Here is a 16397-nt window from a genome sequence, read left to right on the forward strand (position 1 = left end):
GATACGTCATGATGAAGAAAAGTGTATGGTTTATGTTGCTTTTCTCCTTACTGACATTTACCGTTGTAAAAGCGGAAGAGGGGAAAAGTATTGTTAAAGGATATGTATTGGATAAGGAAGGTACTCCGCTGCCCGGAGCTTATGTATATAATGAAGACAAAAGTTCGGCTACGGTGACCGATGGGGAAGGATATTTTGAACTTCCCGTTTCCGGAGAAGTCCGTCAGTTGCGGGCCGATTACGTGGGGTTTGAAACGCTGACTTACGCCGTGGAGCGTCCTACGGATGTGCAGGTACTGGTTATGGTCTCTGATACCGAGCTGGATGAGGTGGTAGTAACCGCCGGCAGCATGGGTATGCTGAAAAACCGTACGGGAGTGATGAACGGCGAGAGTGTTACGGCGCAGGCGTTGACGAGGGCGGCTTGCTGTAACCTTTCCGAAAGTTTTGAAACGAATCCGTCGGTCGATGTGGCTTATAGCGATGCCGTGACGGGTGCCAAGCAGATTCAGCTCTTGGGACTGTCGGGCACGTATGTGCAAATGCTTACCGAGAATTTTCCGAATATGCGCGGAGCTGCTGCGGTGTATGGGCTGGATTATATTCCCGGTCCGTGGATGCAGAGCATACAGATATCTAAAGGTGCTGCTTCGGTAAAGAATGGATACGAGTCGGTTACAGGACAAATCAATATCGAATATAAGAAACCCAAGATTGCCGACCCGCTGTTTGTCAACTTGTTTGCCAGCGATGCCGGACGGTATGAGGGGAATGCCGTAGGAGCGGTGGAACTGAACGACCGCCTGTCGACCGCTCTTTTCGTGAACTATTATAACGAAGAGCGTTCGCACGACAAGAACGGCGATACGTTTTTGGATATGCCGAAGATGCACGCTTTCAGCGTGATGAACCGCTGGCATTATCAGACACCGAATTTTGTTTCCCAATCGGGCGTAAAGGTATTGACGGATAAGCGCGTGAGCGGGCAGACAGCCCATACACTGCATGGCGGTGAGGTTTTCGACCCTTATACCGTGACTAACCGCACGAGCCGGGTGGAATGGTTTACGAAAAACGGATTTATCCTGAATCCCGACCGGAATGAAAGTGTGGCGCTCATCGTGTCGGGCTCGTATCACGACCAGAAATCCGATTACGCTGCCCGGTTATATAATGTGTACGAAACCAATCTGTATGCTTCACTGCTCTACGAAACCGATTTCGGAAGCAAGCATAAGCTGGCGGCAGGAATGAATTTTAATTGGGATGATTACGTACAGCGCGGCGACGTGGTGGAGCGTTACGTACCCCAGTGGCGGAACATCGACGAAACGGTAACCGGGGCATACGCCGAATATACATGGACGCCCACCGATAAGTTTACGTTGATGGCAGGGCTGCGCGGAGATTACAGTTCGCTTCACCGTTGGTTCGTAACGCCTCGCCTTCATCTGAAATACGATGTAACTTCGTGGCTCCATCTGCGGGCATCAGCAGGGAAAGGCTATCGCACCACGTTCGTTTTTCCCGAAAACAGTTACCTGCTGGCAAGCAGCCGGACACTCCATGTAGCCGATGACCTCAGTCAGGAAAGCGCATGGAATTACGGAGCAAGCGCATCGTTCTACATTCCGGTGAAAGACGAAGAACTGACCCTCAGTGCCGAGTGGTTTTACACGGACTTCAATAATCAGGTGGTAGTGGATATGGATAGCGATGCCCATGCCGTTTACTTCTATAACCTTAAAGGACGGTCGACGTCTAACGTGCTTCAGGTGGAGGTAAGCTATCCGCTTTTTCGCGGATTTACGCTGCTGGGAGCTTACCGCTGGATGGACGTAAAGACGACTTATGGCGACAAGACGATGCGTAAACCGCTGACGAGCCGTTACAAGGCATTGCTGACAGCTTCGTATGAAACGCCGCTGAAAAAGTGGCAGTTCGATGCTACTGTGCAGTTTAACGGAGGAGGGCGGATGCCTACGCCGGATGCCGAACGTCCGTTATGGGAGGAAACTTTCCCGTCGTACACGCAGCTTAGCGCACAGATAACCCGTCGTTTCCGCCGTTGGAGCATCTATCTTGGCGGAGAAAACCTGACAAACTTTAAGCAAAAGAATCCGGTCGTATCAGCCTCAAATCCTTATGGCTCGGATTTTGATGCTACTATGGTGTGGGGACCTACGATGGGGCGCAAGCTGTACGTCGGTATTCGTTATAACATCCCTAAATAAAGGGGGAAAAACGCTACCGCATGAACGGGGTAACACATGCGGTAGCGTTACCCGGTTTATCGGCTTGCGTTGAGCCTTCCATGCGGTAGCGTTTCGGAACTGGTATGCAGTGCCGGTATAAGTAAATATAGAATATTGTTTAATGTTAAAAATCAGAAAATTATGATGAGAGTAAAATGGATTGCCCTGCTAACGTTGTTCGTACTGGGCTTTTCGCTGAACGTAATGGCGAAAGATGACAAGAAAGAAAAATCGGAAGTAACGTTCCTTGTTTCGATGACTTGTGAAAACTGTCAGAAACGCATTGAAAACAACATCGCTTTCGAGAAAGGCGTTACTGCCCTGAACGTCAACCTGCCGGATAAGTTGGTTACCATTGAGTATCGGAAGGATAAGACCTCGCCCGAAAAACTGAAAGAAGCCATCCGGAAGTTGGGTTACACTGCCACCCCGTTCCATCCCAAGAAGAAAGCCGAGAAGGAATAAAGCAGGCGGATAATAAAACAACAGACACGGATTTTGCATCGGCGTCGTGCGGTTTCGGTATCGTGAAACTCGCCGACAGACGGCAAAATCCGTGTCTGCTGCTATTATAGGGAAAACGGAACTTATTCCGCTTTCGGAGTAAAGTCAGTACGTCCGAACGACTTACCGGTCCATTCCACGTCCTGTCCGTAAAGGATGCGTGAGATTTCGGTAAACTCTTTCTCGTAATGACGTTCGTCGTTCAAGTCGTAAACGGCAAAATATCCCCACTTGTCGTCTTTTATGCGTTTAACAAACGTGGAATTGATTTTTACGTCTCCCTTAGCCGTAGTCACTTCAACGGCATACGGACACTGTTTGGCGGTAGCCACCGTGTCGGTGTCGATAGAACGCCATTTCCCGTACAGCCCGTAGATGGAATAATCAATCAAGTCGTTCACCGTTTTTCCTTCTACCTCTCCCGCCGGATAATCCGAACCTGTATACCAGTAAATGCCTAACGTTTTGTCGGGCATCAGTTTCCGGCATTCGTAAACCAATTCAGCATAACGCTCTTTGGTACATTCTTCGATACTCGGAGCAACGGTAGGCGCAGGAATGTACGGCTCAACCTTCTGGTCGGTTACGTAAGTAGAGTATTCGTCATCGAAATCAATACCATCGAATCCGTAAATATCCATGTAATATTTCAGCTCTTGGGCGAAAGTAACAGCCGCTTCTCTGGTCAGGCTTCTCATTCCGGCAGCGGTATGGTCGCCCAAAATAGACAGATGTACTTTCATGCCTTTGGCTTGCAGCGGACGGACGATTTGGTCGATGTTATCTAAAACAAAGCGCGTCTGCTCGTTGCACGATACGTAAGGCTGCCCCTCTTCGTTCAGTCGGATGTTGGCGGCAAATACGCTTGCAATGTCGAAAAACGGCTCTTTGGTTTCCTTCATGATATATTCACCCGTATTCAACATGCTTTCGCGGTTCACTTCTACGTAGCAAAGATTCTTGATGGTTCTGCCCTCGTTAATAGCCGGTGCAGGAGTAAGCGGAGTAACCAGATAAATGTAAGCCGCATTGTTGGATATGGTTTGAGTACCGTCTGAAACTTCGGCAGTCAGCGGCAAGGCATAGATCGCTTCCGTATTGGCACCCGACTGTATGCTGACATCAATTACATCCGAACGCTTTTTGCCGGCAGGGATGGTAATCTGTCCGTTCGCTTCGAGCGAAATCTTATCGGCAGGATATACGGTATACGATGTTCCGTATACATTATTATAAGCGGTCAGCGCCTGCTCGTTTACTTTAAACGTAATGGTTAAATCCTTGTCGTAAGGCTTGGTAAGTTCGAAATAGATGTGTCCGGTAGCAGAATTCTCTCCCCATAGAGCCAGCGGGGTAAGCATTTTGGCTTGGGCTGCCGATAACACTTTTCCGAAAGGTTCGCCCGCCGAAACAGCTACAACGTTCCCTTTTTGCGATTCGCTTCCGGTGCAAGATACCAGCCAAAGCGCAGCAAGCATAAGTAGTCCTCTTAACAATTTCTTCATAGGTACCATAAATCTTTCAGTTAATCATTCGTTCTTGTCTATTTTTACGATTCCTCCCGTTTCGGGATTAAAAATTACGCGCGTGTTTATTTTTTTGTCGAATAATCCGTCGGTCAGCACCTCCGTATAGCCGAACTGGGTAACGGGCAGTTCGCCGCTGAACAAAGTTTTCCCCTGATAGCTCACAGTAACCGAGCCTTTCCCCGGAATGTTATAGATAACCCCTTTCAGTTTCTTTTTCTTATCGTCTGTAGGTGCTGCCGGAAGCGATGAGGCTGCACTTACGTTGAGATATATCGGGTCTCCACTCAGGTTGTTCTCTCCAAGTACCCCCAATAAGCGTGAAAATCGTGCCGCTACTTTGTTGTTCATGCCATCCTCCGGAGCGATGCGGAAAGTGAATAGCTTGTCTTCGCGGTCGGTAGTTCCCGTAAACATTTCCATCATAGCTTTTTCCTGCTTGTCGAGGTTGGTGATGACCAGTTTCATCGAAGCTCCATCTTTAGGCATGGCGTCAGCCTGTCCGCGTAAAATCTGGTTCTTACTGTCGCGGATGTTGTAGATTTCTTTTGCTGCCAGTTCCGCCATCTTAGCCGTCGATCCCGCCATCAGCATGTCTTCCGTCATGTATTTGCGGGCGTTTTCATGAGGCTCTGTTTTGTCAAGCTGATACATGTCGGTTTGATTTTCAGCCGGAGAAGTCGTATTGATGGCTTTTACGATACCTTCGTTTGTAAGTTCTACATTCGATGCGACGTTTTTATCCTTTAATTTCATGATATAAACTTTCGTCGAATCGGGCACACCAACGGAGCGCACATCAATTTGCTTGATTTCCCAATGCGTTTCCGGCTGGGTGGGAATCCCGTCCATGCGCATATAACGGTTGGCATATCGGCAGAACTCTCCCGGCGTATAAGTAACTTTTGTGGCTATAACGTTCACTTCCAATGCCGTTTTTGGCAGGAAGTATACGATTCCTTCGCCTTCTCCCGGCGTATATGGGCTGAAATCCTGTGCCGATGCGTTCATACACGCCAGCATTCCCAATGCAACAAAGATTCCTTTTTTCATAATTGTATATCGGCTATTAGTTTTTCGTTAATGATTTCCATGCTTCGGGCAGTGCTTCGATAATGTCTCCTGCCTTCAAACTGATTTCTCCTACCTTGTTTCGTGCAATGTCTCCTGCCAGTCCGTGTACATACGTTCCGAGCTTGCAAGCCTCTTCCTCTGAATATCCTTGAGCCAGCAGCGCAGTGATGATACCTGTCAGAACATCTCCGCTTCCTCCCGTCGCCATACCCGGATTCCCGGTCGGATTGAAGTGGCATAAGCCTTCCGGAGTAATGACTACCGTCCACGCTCCTTTCAATACAATATAACATTGAAGGGAATTCGCAAGGTCTTTTGCTTTTGATATCCGTTCGTATGAATTGCTGCAGCGTCCGATGATACGTTCCAGTTCTCCGATATGAGGAGTAAGAATGGTGTTTTTCGGAATATATGAAAGATTATTCCGATAGGTACTGAATATGTTTAGCGCATCGGCATCCAGAACCAGCGGAATCTCACAGTCTCTTACCTGTTCGATAACAGCTTGTGCCGTTATCTCTTCCTGTCCCAATCCGCATCCTATTCCTACGGCTTGGTAATTGTCTAATTCGGCAGGTTCGGCGAAAAACCGTTCGTGAACGTCATCTTCTACCATCGCTTCGGGAACGCAGGTTTGTAACAATGTGTGGTTACACACTGGGGTATGAATAGTCAGCAGTCCCACTCCCGAACGCAGGCAGGCACGTGCCGACAATACTGCGGCTCCGCCCATGCCGTAAGAGCCGGTAATCAGCAAACCGTGACCGTAATTTCCTTTATGGGCAAACTTATGACGAGGGGTGATAAGCGGACGGATGTCTTTTTCTTCCGTAATGAGATAGCGCGTTTCGGCGTTTTCGATGTACTCTTGACTGATGCCGATATCAAGCACCTCCCATTCGCCTACCAACTCTTCGTTTTCAGGGAAAAGAAAAGCCAATTTAGGTAGTCCGATAGATAACGTGATGTCTGCCTGAACGATGTTCTGGCGGATGTTATACGAATTGTCTTCTCCCATCAGTCCCGAAGGCACGTCGATAGAAACCACTTTGGCAGCAGAGGCATTGATGTATTTAACTACGGCGGCAAAACCTCCGCTTAGTGGTTTGTTCAGCCCCGACCCAAACAGTCCGTCTATTACAATATCGTGGGCAGTGAGCTTGGGAGCATCGAACTGGGATGTCACTTCATGATAAGAAGTGAAACCACATTCATGCAAGCGGCGGATGTTAGTCAGGCAGTCGTCAGACAGTTTCCCCGTAACGTTAAATAGAAACACCTCTACCTGATAGCTTTTCAAATGTAACATCCGAGCCACGGCTACGGCATCACCGCCGTTATTTCCCGGTCCGGCGAATATAACGATGCGGTGCGATTTATCCCATCGCTTGCAAATGGCATCGGTAAGCAGCGTGGCAGCTTTTTCCATCAAATTGATAGATAATATAGAATTATGGGCGATGGTATATTCATCAGCCTCTTTCTGTTGGGTGCAAGTCAATATCTTCATTCGTTTCCTTATTTTTCTTAAATGGCTATTTGTCGGTAAAAATACGAAAAAAATCCGTAAATTTGCCGCAAATTTATAAAAGTTCTATCGTATGAATGTGATTCAGATAAAAGACAAGCGTTTCAAGACGTTTATTCCGGAGGCGGAGATACTGAAAGAAGTGGCGCGGGTGGCTGCCGAGATTAATCGTGATTTGAAAGATTGCAATCCGCTTTTTGTAAGTGTGTTGAACGGTTCGTTTATGTTTACTGCCGATTTGATGAAATGTCTTGACTTGCCTTGCGAAATATCTTTTGTCAAGCTGGCATCGTATCAGGGTACATCGTCAACCGGAAAAGTGAAAGAACTGGTAGGACTGAATGAGGACATCACAGGGCGTACGGTGGTTATTGTAGAAGATATTGTAGATACAGGGATTACGATGGAACGGGTGATAGAGACATTGCGTGCCCGTAACCCGAAAGATATACGTATTGCCACGCTGCTGGTAAAGCCTGATAAGCTGAAGGTGAATTTAAACATCGATTATGTGGCAATGAATATTCCGAATGATTTTATTGTAGGCTATGGCTTGGATTACGACGGACTGGGACGTAATTACCGCGATATTTACGTGGTAGACGAAGCCGAATGAGGGCCGCAATCTGAAAAGAGAAAATCATCTTAATTATTAATTATAAATATAACTAAACATGTTGAACATTGTTATTTTCGGCGCTCCGGGTTCAGGTAAAGGAACTCAAAGTGCCCGCATCGTAGAAAAATATGGTTTGAATCATATCTCAACAGGTGACGTATTGCGTGCCGAGATTAAGAACGGAACCGAACTGGGTAAAACTGCTAAAGGATACATCGACAACGGTCAGTTGATTCCCGATGCACTGATGATTGACATTCTGGCAAGCGTATTCGACAGCTTTAAAGACAGCAAAGGGGTTATCTTCGATGGTTTCCCCCGTACCATTGCGCAGGCAGAGGCATTGAAAGAAATGTTGAAAGTCCGCGGTCAGGAGGTTTCTATCATGCTCGACCTTGAAGTGCCTGAAGATGAATTGATGACTCGTCTTATCAAGCGCGGACAGGAATCAGGACGTGCAGACGATAACGAAGAAACAATCAAGAAGCGTCTGGTGGTTTACCATTCGCAAACAGCTCCGTTGATTGACTGGTATAAGAACGATGGCAAATACTGTCATATCAACGGTTTGGGCACAATGGAAGGTATCTTTGCCGATATCTGTGCTGCTGTCGATAAACTTTAATCAAATGGTTTCAGGTTTGTAGGTTTTCGGGTTGGCGGGTTTCGCAAGCCCTACGGGGTAACGACTCAAAACTTACAAACTCGAATACTTACAAACTTAAAATCAAATAAACATATCCTATGGCTGAATCGAATTTTGTTGATTATGTAAAAATCTACTGCCGCTCCGGTAAGGGAGGTCGCGGCTCGGTACACATGCGCCGTGAGAAATACATGCCGAATGGCGGACCTGACGGTGGCGACGGTGGTAGAGGAGGTCATGTAATATTGCGTGGAAACCGCAACTACTGGACGTTGTTGCACTTGCGTTACGAGCGCCATGTCTTTGCATCGCACGGAGGAAACGGTTCGAAAAACAAGAGTTTCGGAAAAGACGGCGAAGACAAAATCATTGAAGTGCCCTGCGGTACGGTAGTTTATAATGCCGAAACAGGAGCGTATGTGTGCGACATAACCGAACACGGTCAGGAGGTTATTTTGCTGAAAGGCGGGCGTGGCGGTTTGGGTAACTGGCATTTCCGTACAGCTACACGCCAAGCTCCCCGTTTTGCACAACCCGGCGAACCCATGCAGGAGATGACGGTGATACTGGAACTGAAATTGCTGGCAGATGTCGGTCTGGTAGGTTTCCCAAATGCCGGTAAATCCACCCTGCTTTCCACGGTATCGGCAGCCCGTCCGAAGATTGCCAACTATCCTTTTACCACCCTTGAGCCGAACCTCGGCATCGTGTCGTACCGCGAAGGAAAATCATTCGTGATGGCTGACATTCCGGGTATCATCGAAGGGGCGAGCGAAGGAAAGGGGCTGGGATTGCGCTTCTTGCGTCACATCGAACGTAACTCGCTGTTGCTTTTCATGGTTCCGGGCGATACGGATGACATTCGTAAGGAATACGAAATCTTACTGAATGAGTTGGCAACGTTCAACCCTGAGATGCTCGACAAGCAGCGCGTCTTGGCGATTACTAAATGTGATACGTTGGATGAAGAACTGATTGACATGCTGCGTCCTACCTTGCCCGAAGGTATTCCTTGCGTGTTTATATCTTCGATAAGCGGGATGGGAATCCAGCAGCTGAAAGATCTTTTATGGAATGAATTGAATAAAGAGAGCAATCAGCTTGAGGCCGTTCGTCACGAGGCTATTGTTCATCGTCCGAAAGATGTGACAAAACTCCGTGAAGAGCTGCAAGAGTTGGGCGAAGACGAAGATTTCGACTACGAATACGAGGAAGATGACACCGACGCAGACGACTTCGATTATGAGTATGAAGAAGAAGACTGGGAAGACGAACCGCAGAAATGATGACTTACAAGTTCTCTGACGATAAAAGAATGTTGGCATACGGTTTTCAGCAATCGTATTCCGGCATTTTTTGTTTCTCCACCACCCGTCACGGCGGATACAGTACGGGCGAGTACGCTTCGTTTAACTGCAATCACTATTGCGGCGACGAGCCGGAGCGGGTAAACCGAAACCGCGAACTGCTTTGTTCGCTCATGCCTGTTCGTCCGGATGGGCTTATTATTCCTCATCAGACTCACGGAACGCAGATTCGGCAGATTGACCATGCGTTCCTCCAACTTCCGCTATCCGAACAAACCATTCAGTTAGAGGGGGTAGACGCCCTTCTTACCAACATCCCCCGACAGTGCATTTGTGTTTCCACTGCCGATTGCATTCCCGTGTTATGTTTCGATGTCCGCCGCAGGGTGGTAGCTGCCATTCATGCCGGATGGCGCGGAACGGTGGAGCGGATTGTAGAAGCGACTTTGAGCGCCATGTCGGAAGCCTACGGGACGGACGCGCGAGACGTGGTGGCGTGTATCGGTCCGGGTATATCGCAAGAGGCGTTCGAGGTAGGCGATGAAGTTTACGCAGCCTTCCGTGCGGCAGGTTTCCCGATGCAACACATCGCACGCCGCTATGCGAAATGGCATATCGACCTGTGGGAAGCCAACCGTTTGCAGTTGCTTACGGCGGGAGTCCGTCAGGAAAACATCGAGCTGTCCGCCATTTGCACTTATGCCAATAATACAGATTTCTTTTCTGCCCGTCGACAAGGGATTCACTCCGGGCGTATCCTTTCCGGTATCATGCTTACCGAGTAAACCACTCTGTCTGTATTACACCTTTTGTTTGCTGCTTCCGGATACAGATTTATTACGTTTCTTTTCCGTGTTTTTCTCCACGGGAATCTGTCTTTATGCGTAAAAAAATTATAACCCGCCATGCTGGGCTATATAACTCACCAAGCCGGGTTATATAACCCACTAAGGTGAGTTGTACAACCCGGCTTGGCGGGTCGTAGAATTATTCTGTAAGAAATCGGATTGCCAGCTTGTTCCAATCGGGTTTATGTGTCGTCCGAACTTTAAAATATGTTGAAGCGCGGCATATATTTTTCTGTTTATCTTTTTCGTAATCTGAATCTTTCATTAAATTTGCCGTCAGATAAATTTCTAAATCTTAAATATTAATCGAATGAATTTGAAAATTGTAGTTTTGGCTAAGCAAGTACCCGATACACGTAACGTGGGGAAAGATGCCATGAATGCCGACGGAACGATTAACCGTGCGGCGCTTCCGGCTATCTTTAATCCGGAAGATTTGAACGCTTTGGAGCAGGCGCTTCGGCTGAAAGATGCGCATCCCGGATCTACGGTGACTATTCTGACTATGGGACCGGGACGTGCTGCGGAGATTATCCGTGAGGGATTATACAGAGGTGCAGACAATGGTTATCTTTTGACCGACCGTGCGTTTGCAGGTGCCGATACGTTGGCTACTTCGTATGCGCTGGCAACGGCTATCCGCAAAATTGGTGAATACGATATTATTATAGGTGGTCGTCAGGCTATCGACGGCGATACGGCTCAGGTGGGTCCGCAGGTGGCAGAAAAGTTGGGCTTGCCGCAGGTTACTTACGTTGAAGAAATTCAGGAAGTGGCTGAGGGACGCATCCGCGTAAAACGCCATATCGACGGGGGTGTTGAAACGGTGGAAGCTCCGCTGCCTATCGTGCTGACGGTGAACGGAAGTGCGGCTCCTTGCCGTCCGCGTAATGCAAAACTGGTGCAGAAATACAAACGTGCGCTGGGCGGACAGGAAAAAGCGGCTCTTACGAAAGACGGAGCTACGTTGGCTTATGCTGACTTGTACGAAAAACGTCCGTACCTGAACTTGGTGGAATGGAGCGTAGCCGATGTAAACGGTGATACCAAGCAGTGTGGCTTGTCGGGTTCTCCTACCAAAGTGAAGAAGATTGAAAACATCATCTTCCAAGCAAAAGAGAGCAAGACGATAAGCGGCAGCGATGCGGATGTAGAAAATTTGATTATTGAATTATTGGCTAACCATACAATAGGGTAAAGTATTATGAATAACGTATTTGTATATTGTGAGATGGAAGGCAAGCACGTTGCCGATGTGAGTCTCGAACTTTTGACAAAAGGTCGTAAGTTAGCCGATGAATTGAGCTGTCAGCTTGAAGCTATCTGTGCGGGTAGCGACCTTGCGGATGTAGAAAAACAAGTTTTGCCTTACGGTGTCGACCGCGTTCATGTGTTCGATGCTCCGGGTCTGTTCCCTTATACTTCGCTTCCTCATACGTCTATCCTTGTCAATCTGTTTAAAGAAGAAAAACCGCAGATTTGTTTGATGGGAGCAACGGTTATCGGTCGTGACCTCGGTCCGCGCGTTTCTTCAGCGTTGACCAGCGGTTTGACTGCCGACTGTACGCAGTTGGAAATCGGTAACCACGAGGACAAGAAAAACGGCATCACCTACGAAAATCTGTTGTATCAGATTCGTCCGGCATTTGGCGGTAACATCGTGGCAACGATTGTCAACCCCGAACACCGTCCGCAGATGGCTACCGTTCGCGAGGGTGTGATGAAGAAAGAAATCGTAGACGAGAACTATAAGGGTGAAGTAATCCGTCACGATGTGGCTAAGTATGTTCCCGAAACCGATTACGTAGTGAAAATCATCGACCGCCACGTAGAGAAAGCTAAACATAACCTGAAAGGCGCTCCGATTGTGATTGCCGGAGGTTACGGTATGGGAAGCAAGGAAGGATTCGACATGTTGTACGAACTGGCAAAAGAACTTCACGCCGAGGTAGGAGCGAGCCGTGCGGCCGTTGATGCCGGATTCTGCGAACACGACCGTCAGATTGGTCAGACGGGCGTAACGGTTCACCCGAAACTGTACATCGCATGTGGTATTTCAGGACAGATTCAGCACATTGCCGGAATGCAGGATGCAGGCATCATCATTTCGGTGAACAGCGATCCGAATGCGCCTATTAATACCATTGCCGACTATGTTATCAACGGAACGGTAGAAGAAGTGATACCGAAAATGATTAAGTATTATAAAAAGAACAGTAAATAAGAATGGCAAACTTTTATACAGAACATCCGGAACTCAAGTTTCACTTGAACAATCCGATGATGGAGCGTATCTGCGAACTGAAAGAACGCGGCTACAAAGACAAAGATGAATATGATTACGCACCGCAGGATTATGCTGATGCGATTGATTCATACGACAGAGTATTGGAGATTACCGGAGAAATTACGGGAGAAGTGATTGCTGCCAATGCGGAAGGTGTGGACGAGGAAGGACCTCACTGTGCGAACGGACGGGTGGAATATGCTTCGGGTACGAAAGAAAATCTCGACGCAATGGTTAAAGCCGGACTGAACGGCATGACGATGCCGCGCCGCTTTGGTGGTTTGAACTTCCCGATTACTCCGTACACCATGTGTGCTGAAATCGTGGCTGCTGCCGATGCCGGTTTCGGAAATATTTGGTCATTGCAAGACTGTATCGAAACGCTGTATGAGTTCGGAAACGAAGACCAGCACAGCCGTTTCATCCCGCGTATCTGTGCCGGCGAAACCATGTCAATGGACTTGACCGAGCCTGATGCCGGTTCTGACCTTCAGAGTGTGATGCTGAAAGCTACTTATGATGAAGCGAACAACTGCTGGCGTCTGAACGGTGTGAAGCGTTTTATTACGAACGGTGATGCGAATTTGCACCTTGTGTTGGCACGTTCGGAAGAAGGTACTCACGACGGTCGTGGTTTGTCAATGTTCATTTACGATAAGAACGATGGTGGAGTCGATGTTCGCCGCATCGAAAATAAATTGGGTATCCACGGTTCTCCTACTTGTGAGTTGGTTTATAAGAATGCTAAAGCTGAATTGTGTGGCGACCGCAAGTTGGGTCTGATTAAATACGTCATGGCGTTGATGAACGGTGCGCGTTTGGGTATCGCAGCCCAGTCGGTAGGTTTGAGTCAGGCAGCGTATAACGAAGCGTTGGCGTACGCAAAAGACCGTAAACAGTTTGGTAAGGCGATTATCGAGTTCCCGGCTGTGTATGACATGTTGGCTACTATCAAGGCAAAACTGGATGCCGGACGTGCATTGCTGTATCAAACAGCCCGTTACGTGGATATCTATAAGGCATTAGACGATATCGCCCGCGAACGCAAACTGACTCCCGAAGAACGTCAGGAGCAGAAACGTTATGCGAAGTTGGCAGACAGCTTTACTCCGCTGGCAAAAGGTATGAACTCTGAATATGCTAACCAGAATGCTTACGACTGTATTCAGGTACATGGTGGCTCAGGTTTCATGATGGAATATGCTTGTCAGCGTATCTATCGCGATGCCCGCATCACCAGTATCTACGAAGGAACGACTCAGTTGCAGACAGTGGCTGCCATCCGTTACGTAACGAACGGTGCTTATGCTGCAACGTTGCATGAGTATGAACAGATTCCGTGTGCGCCCGAATTTGAAGGTTATCTGAACCGCATCAAGGAAATGACTCGTAAGTTGGAGGCATGTACCAATGCGGTAAAAGAAGCTCAAAATCAAGAATTGCTCGATTTCGTGGCACGCCGTCTGTATGAAATGGCTGCCGTTAATGTTATGAGCCATTTGCTGTTGCAAGATGCTACCAAAGCTCCGGAACTTTTCGCTCAGTCGCTGAATGTATATGTAAACTACGCGGAAGCCGAAGTAGAAAAGCACTTCAATTTTATCCGTAAGTTTAAAGCTGAAGAATTGGATAATTATCGTAAATAAGGCTTTAATAGCTGATGTGTAAAATAATAAGGTTGCTCTTTACTTACTGAAGGGCAACCTTGTTGTTTTTTTTAAGAATCATGATTTGCTTCCGAACTGTTTTCGCAACCACCGGTTGAATATTCCCAAAAGAAGCAGCGCAATCACCATCGGGAGGTGGAACAAAACATGCTGCGCGCTTGGAGCTGTATTTTTCAGTAGCTGCCACAAGCGTAATATCTGTTCGCTGTACATCCATCCTAAATAGCCTAAGCACCCGATAATCATCAACGAGACCGTAATCGCCCATGCGATGAAAATACGCTTTTCTCTGCGCTTCTCGCGCAAATATTCCGCTTCGCAGATACGGAGCATCGTTCGGTAGCTGAAATTGCTTGGCAGCTGTATTTGCGTTCTTCTGCCGGCGGCTTTTTTCAATCCTTTATCAGTTGTAACTTCTTTCATGGCTCAATCCTCTTGTTTCATTAATAAATAGAGCTTTTTACGGATACGGTGCAGCTTTACTTTTACGTTGCTTTCCGTTAAATGCAAAATATAACCTATTTCCGTAATGGGTCTGTCTTCCTCGTAAAACAGGCTGACCAGTGCCTGCTCGTCGGGCGAAAGTCTGCTTATTGCCTCTTGCAGTCGCTGAATCTGCTCCTCATCTTCCGAGTTTAACGCCTCGTCTGCCTCTGTGTCAGACACCGTGTTCCACAGCCGTTCATCAAAAGACAGTACTTCGTTCGTTTTCTTTCGCAGTGCAGAAAGGGTCGTGTTGTAAGCAATACGGTATATCCACGTAGAAAAACTACTGTTTCCGTTAAACGACGACAAGTGTTCGAAGGCTTTCATAAAGCTGTCTTGCGTCAGTTCTTCGGCATCTTCCGGAGAATTGGTCATGCGGACAATCAAGTTGAAAACCTGTTGTCCGTATTTGTCGAGAAAGTAAGCGAAACGTTCCGTTTTCCCCGCCAATATGGAAGATATAATATGTAGTTCTTCATTTTCCATGATACCCGTTAGACGCATCTCGTTAGTAGAGGTTACATTTCTGTGGAAAAATATTTTTTATGCCGAAGTGTAACCTTGCCTGCGGTTTGGCGTCTAAAGGTGCAAAGAAACAAATTTAAAATTTAAGACGTATGAATGAATTAATGATTGTAGCAAATGTAGCTATCGTTTTCGGAGTAATTTATAAGTTGTTCGAACTCTTTGTCGGCAGAAAAGAGCGCATGATGATTATTGAAAAGTTGGGCGACAAACTGACACCCGACACTTTTAAAAACGGTATATTTTACCGCACCGGATTGTTTTCGTTCGGCGGACTGCGGATGGGATGTCTGATGATAGGTTTAGGCGTTGGCTTGTTGGTGGGGTATGGCATAATCTCAGCTACACAGTATTCTTATTTTGATGGGAACAGACCATACGAAGTAACATCGGTGGTTTACGGAGCTTGCGTTCTGTTAGGCGGAGGAACGGGTTTGGTGGTATCTTACTTAATTGAAAAGAAACAGCGTGAGGATGAGCACAATAAGTAGCAATTCTTTTTAAGGAGTAGATTGTTAATGCGGTTTAAACCCTGAATTTATATTCTTAAAATATGCTATAAAACACGGTTTCAGCGAGAAAAAATTTGCAGAAAAAGAAATCAGCCTTATCTTTGCACTGTGTTTTTCATAGTATTAGATTTAAGGTTTACAAAGGTTGGAGTACAGCGGTACTCCTTTTTTTATGTCCGTACGTATCGTAACTGTAAATGTATATAAGAGCCTGTTTAAATTTTCCGATTAAGTATTTTTATCCGCCCCTTTTAGAGTTTGTTTCCGGTCTGTTTCCCCGTTTTTACTCGTCAGATAGCCCGCTATCCTCCTCGCAAAAACAAAAAAACATCCTCGAAAACAATTCTCAAACTGAGGCAGAGCAAAATTTAAACAGGCTCTTAGTTTCCGAATTATATTTCATGTATTTCCCCCAAAAAACGCAAGCCGAAGCGCAGTTTGTTCCTACCGCATGGGACGGGCAACGCTCCGAATAGAAATTTTCGTCCTTTCGGGTAGAAATTTGCCCGTGTTTGTGCCGCATAAATAAATGTAATCGCGTACGCCCGTATATATAGATGTGCGGTTTTTCCTTCTTCTCGGCTTCCCTTCCAAAAAGTTTCCGTTGTAAAAC

Annotated in this window: 15 protein-coding genes; 10 read left to right on the plus strand and 5 right to left on the minus strand. The window is 47.1% G+C overall.

Translation table 11 applies throughout. The annotated features are described in order from the left end of the window. The first annotated feature begins 11 nt into the window (after positions 1 to 11). Both H9626_RS07550 and H9626_RS07555 read left to right on the plus strand, forming a co-directional pair. Positions 12 to 2234 (plus strand): TonB-dependent receptor, encoded by a 2223-nt coding sequence (locus H9626_RS07550; protein ID WP_191710108.1) that lies wholly within the window; start codon positions 12 to 14, stop codon positions 2232 to 2234. Positions 2235 to 2396: 162 nt separating this feature from the next. Beyond that, positions 2397 to 2720, plus strand: coding sequence for a heavy-metal-associated domain-containing protein (locus tag H9626_RS07555; RefSeq protein ID WP_178257651.1), 324 nt, complete (start codon positions 2397 to 2399; stop codon positions 2718 to 2720). A gap of 122 nt (positions 2721 to 2842) precedes the next feature. On the opposite strand, the gene H9626_RS07560 is transcribed toward H9626_RS07555, so the two are convergent. From H9626_RS07560 to H9626_RS07570, 3 genes are read right to left on the minus strand one after another with little or no spacing between them, the layout of a single operon-like run. Next, entirely contained in the window at positions 2843 to 4264 is a 1422-nt protein-coding gene (locus tag H9626_RS07560) for a BT_3987 domain-containing protein (RefSeq protein ID WP_225230921.1), read from the minus strand. A 24-nt stretch (positions 4265 to 4288) separates the two neighbouring features. Next, positions 4289 to 5338: a DUF4831 family protein gene (locus H9626_RS07565; RefSeq protein WP_178257649.1), complete on the minus strand. Its 1050-nt coding sequence runs from the start codon at positions 5336 to 5338 to the stop codon at positions 4289 to 4291. A gap of 16 nt (positions 5339 to 5354) precedes the next feature. Then, a complete protein-coding gene (locus H9626_RS07570; RefSeq protein WP_178257648.1) occupies positions 5355 to 6869 on the minus strand; it encodes an NAD(P)H-hydrate dehydratase in 1515 nt (504 codons plus the stop codon). 91 nt (positions 6870 to 6960) lie between these two features. On the opposite strand from H9626_RS07570, the gene hpt reads away from it, so the two are divergent. The 7 genes from hpt to H9626_RS07605 all read left to right on the plus strand — a co-directional run bounded on the left by hpt (position 6961) and on the right by H9626_RS07605 (position 14240). Beyond that, positions 6961 to 7503: a hypoxanthine phosphoribosyltransferase gene (hpt, locus tag H9626_RS07575; RefSeq protein WP_178257647.1), complete on the plus strand. Its 543-nt coding sequence runs from the start codon at positions 6961 to 6963 to the stop codon at positions 7501 to 7503. Positions 7504 to 7561: 58 nt separating this feature from the next. Beyond that, positions 7562 to 8131 (plus strand): adenylate kinase, encoded by a 570-nt coding sequence (locus tag H9626_RS07580; protein ID WP_178257646.1) that lies wholly within the window; start codon positions 7562 to 7564, stop codon positions 8129 to 8131. 119 nt (positions 8132 to 8250) lie between these two features. Continuing rightward, the gene (gene obgE / locus H9626_RS07585; RefSeq protein ID WP_178257645.1) at positions 8251 to 9438 is read left to right on the plus strand and encodes a GTPase ObgE; all 1188 of its coding nucleotides are present in this window, start codon (positions 8251 to 8253) and stop codon (positions 9436 to 9438) included. Further along, a complete protein-coding gene (gene pgeF / locus H9626_RS07590) occupies positions 9435 to 10244 on the plus strand; it encodes a peptidoglycan editing factor PgeF (protein WP_410554646.1) in 810 nt (269 codons plus the stop codon). The genes obgE and pgeF overlap by 4 nt, the downstream gene beginning before the upstream one ends. Positions 10245 to 10617: 373 nt before the next feature. Beyond that, positions 10618 to 11505 (plus strand): electron transfer flavoprotein subunit beta/FixA family protein, encoded by an 888-nt coding sequence (locus H9626_RS07595; protein ID WP_178257644.1) that lies wholly within the window; start codon positions 10618 to 10620, stop codon positions 11503 to 11505. A gap of 6 nt (positions 11506 to 11511) precedes the next feature. Then, positions 11512 to 12531: an electron transfer flavoprotein subunit alpha/FixB family protein gene (locus H9626_RS07600; protein ID WP_178257643.1), complete on the plus strand. Its 1020-nt coding sequence runs from the start codon at positions 11512 to 11514 to the stop codon at positions 12529 to 12531. Between the two features lie 2 nt (positions 12532 to 12533). Then, complete coding sequence (locus tag H9626_RS07605) at positions 12534 to 14240, plus strand: acyl-CoA dehydrogenase family protein (RefSeq protein WP_191710098.1); 1707 nt, start codon at positions 12534 to 12536, stop codon at positions 14238 to 14240. A gap of 78 nt (positions 14241 to 14318) precedes the next feature. Here H9626_RS07605 and H9626_RS07610 read toward each other — a convergent pair whose 3' ends face one another. Both H9626_RS07610 and H9626_RS07615 read right to left on the minus strand, forming a co-directional pair. Then, positions 14319 to 14684, minus strand: coding sequence for a hypothetical protein (locus H9626_RS07610; RefSeq protein ID WP_191710099.1), 366 nt, complete (start codon positions 14682 to 14684; stop codon positions 14319 to 14321). 3 nt (positions 14685 to 14687) lie between these two features. Beyond that, positions 14688 to 15233 carry an RNA polymerase sigma factor gene (locus H9626_RS07615; RefSeq protein ID WP_191710100.1) on the minus strand — a complete coding sequence of 182 codons (546 nt, stop codon included), beginning with the start codon at positions 15231 to 15233 and terminating at the stop codon, positions 14688 to 14690. A gap of 131 nt (positions 15234 to 15364) precedes the next feature. On the opposite strand from H9626_RS07615, the gene H9626_RS07620 reads away from it, so the two are divergent. Next, positions 15365 to 15763 (plus strand): DUF6249 domain-containing protein, encoded by a 399-nt coding sequence (locus H9626_RS07620; protein WP_178257639.1) that lies wholly within the window; start codon positions 15365 to 15367, stop codon positions 15761 to 15763. Positions 15764 to 16397: the final 634 nt, after the last annotated feature.

The organism is Phocaeicola faecium (assembly GCF_014837055.1).
In the GTDB taxonomy this organism is placed as follows: Bacteria; Bacteroidota; Bacteroidia; order Bacteroidales; family Bacteroidaceae; genus Phocaeicola; species Phocaeicola gallinarum.

What these genes read in the sequence shown, in the direction of transcription:
- H9626_RS07550 (WP_191710108.1), top strand. Translation starts at nt 12, where the DNA reads ATGAAGAAAAGTGTATGGTTTATGTTGCTTTTCTCCTTACTGACATTT.
- H9626_RS07555 (WP_178257651.1), top strand. Translation starts at nt 2,397, where the DNA reads ATGATGAGAGTAAAATGGATTGCCCTGCTAACGTTGTTCGTACTGGGC.
- H9626_RS07560 (WP_225230921.1), bottom strand. Translation starts at nt 4,264, where the DNA reads ATGAAGAAATTGTTAAGAGGACTACTTATGCTTGCTGCGCTTTGGCTG.
- H9626_RS07565 (WP_178257649.1), bottom strand. Translation starts at nt 5,338, where the DNA reads ATGAAAAAAGGAATCTTTGTTGCATTGGGAATGCTGGCGTGTATGAAC.
- H9626_RS07570 (WP_178257648.1), bottom strand. Translation starts at nt 6,869, where the DNA reads ATGAAGATATTGACTTGCACCCAACAGAAAGAGGCTGATGAATATACC.
- hpt (WP_178257647.1), top strand. Translation starts at nt 6,961, where the DNA reads ATGAATGTGATTCAGATAAAAGACAAGCGTTTCAAGACGTTTATTCCG.
- H9626_RS07580 (WP_178257646.1), top strand. Translation starts at nt 7,562, where the DNA reads ATGTTGAACATTGTTATTTTCGGCGCTCCGGGTTCAGGTAAAGGAACT.
- obgE (WP_178257645.1), top strand. Translation starts at nt 8,251, where the DNA reads ATGGCTGAATCGAATTTTGTTGATTATGTAAAAATCTACTGCCGCTCC.
- pgeF (WP_410554646.1), top strand. Translation starts at nt 9,435, where the DNA reads ATGATGACTTACAAGTTCTCTGACGATAAAAGAATGTTGGCATACGGT.
- H9626_RS07595 (WP_178257644.1), top strand. Translation starts at nt 10,618, where the DNA reads ATGAATTTGAAAATTGTAGTTTTGGCTAAGCAAGTACCCGATACACGT.
- H9626_RS07600 (WP_178257643.1), top strand. Translation starts at nt 11,512, where the DNA reads ATGAATAACGTATTTGTATATTGTGAGATGGAAGGCAAGCACGTTGCC.
- H9626_RS07605 (WP_191710098.1), top strand. Translation starts at nt 12,534, where the DNA reads ATGGCAAACTTTTATACAGAACATCCGGAACTCAAGTTTCACTTGAAC.
- H9626_RS07610 (WP_191710099.1), bottom strand. Translation starts at nt 14,684, where the DNA reads ATGAAAGAAGTTACAACTGATAAAGGATTGAAAAAAGCCGCCGGCAGA.
- H9626_RS07615 (WP_191710100.1), bottom strand. Translation starts at nt 15,233, where the DNA reads ATGGAAAATGAAGAACTACATATTATATCTTCCATATTGGCGGGGAAA.
- H9626_RS07620 (WP_178257639.1), top strand. Translation starts at nt 15,365, where the DNA reads ATGAATGAATTAATGATTGTAGCAAATGTAGCTATCGTTTTCGGAGTA.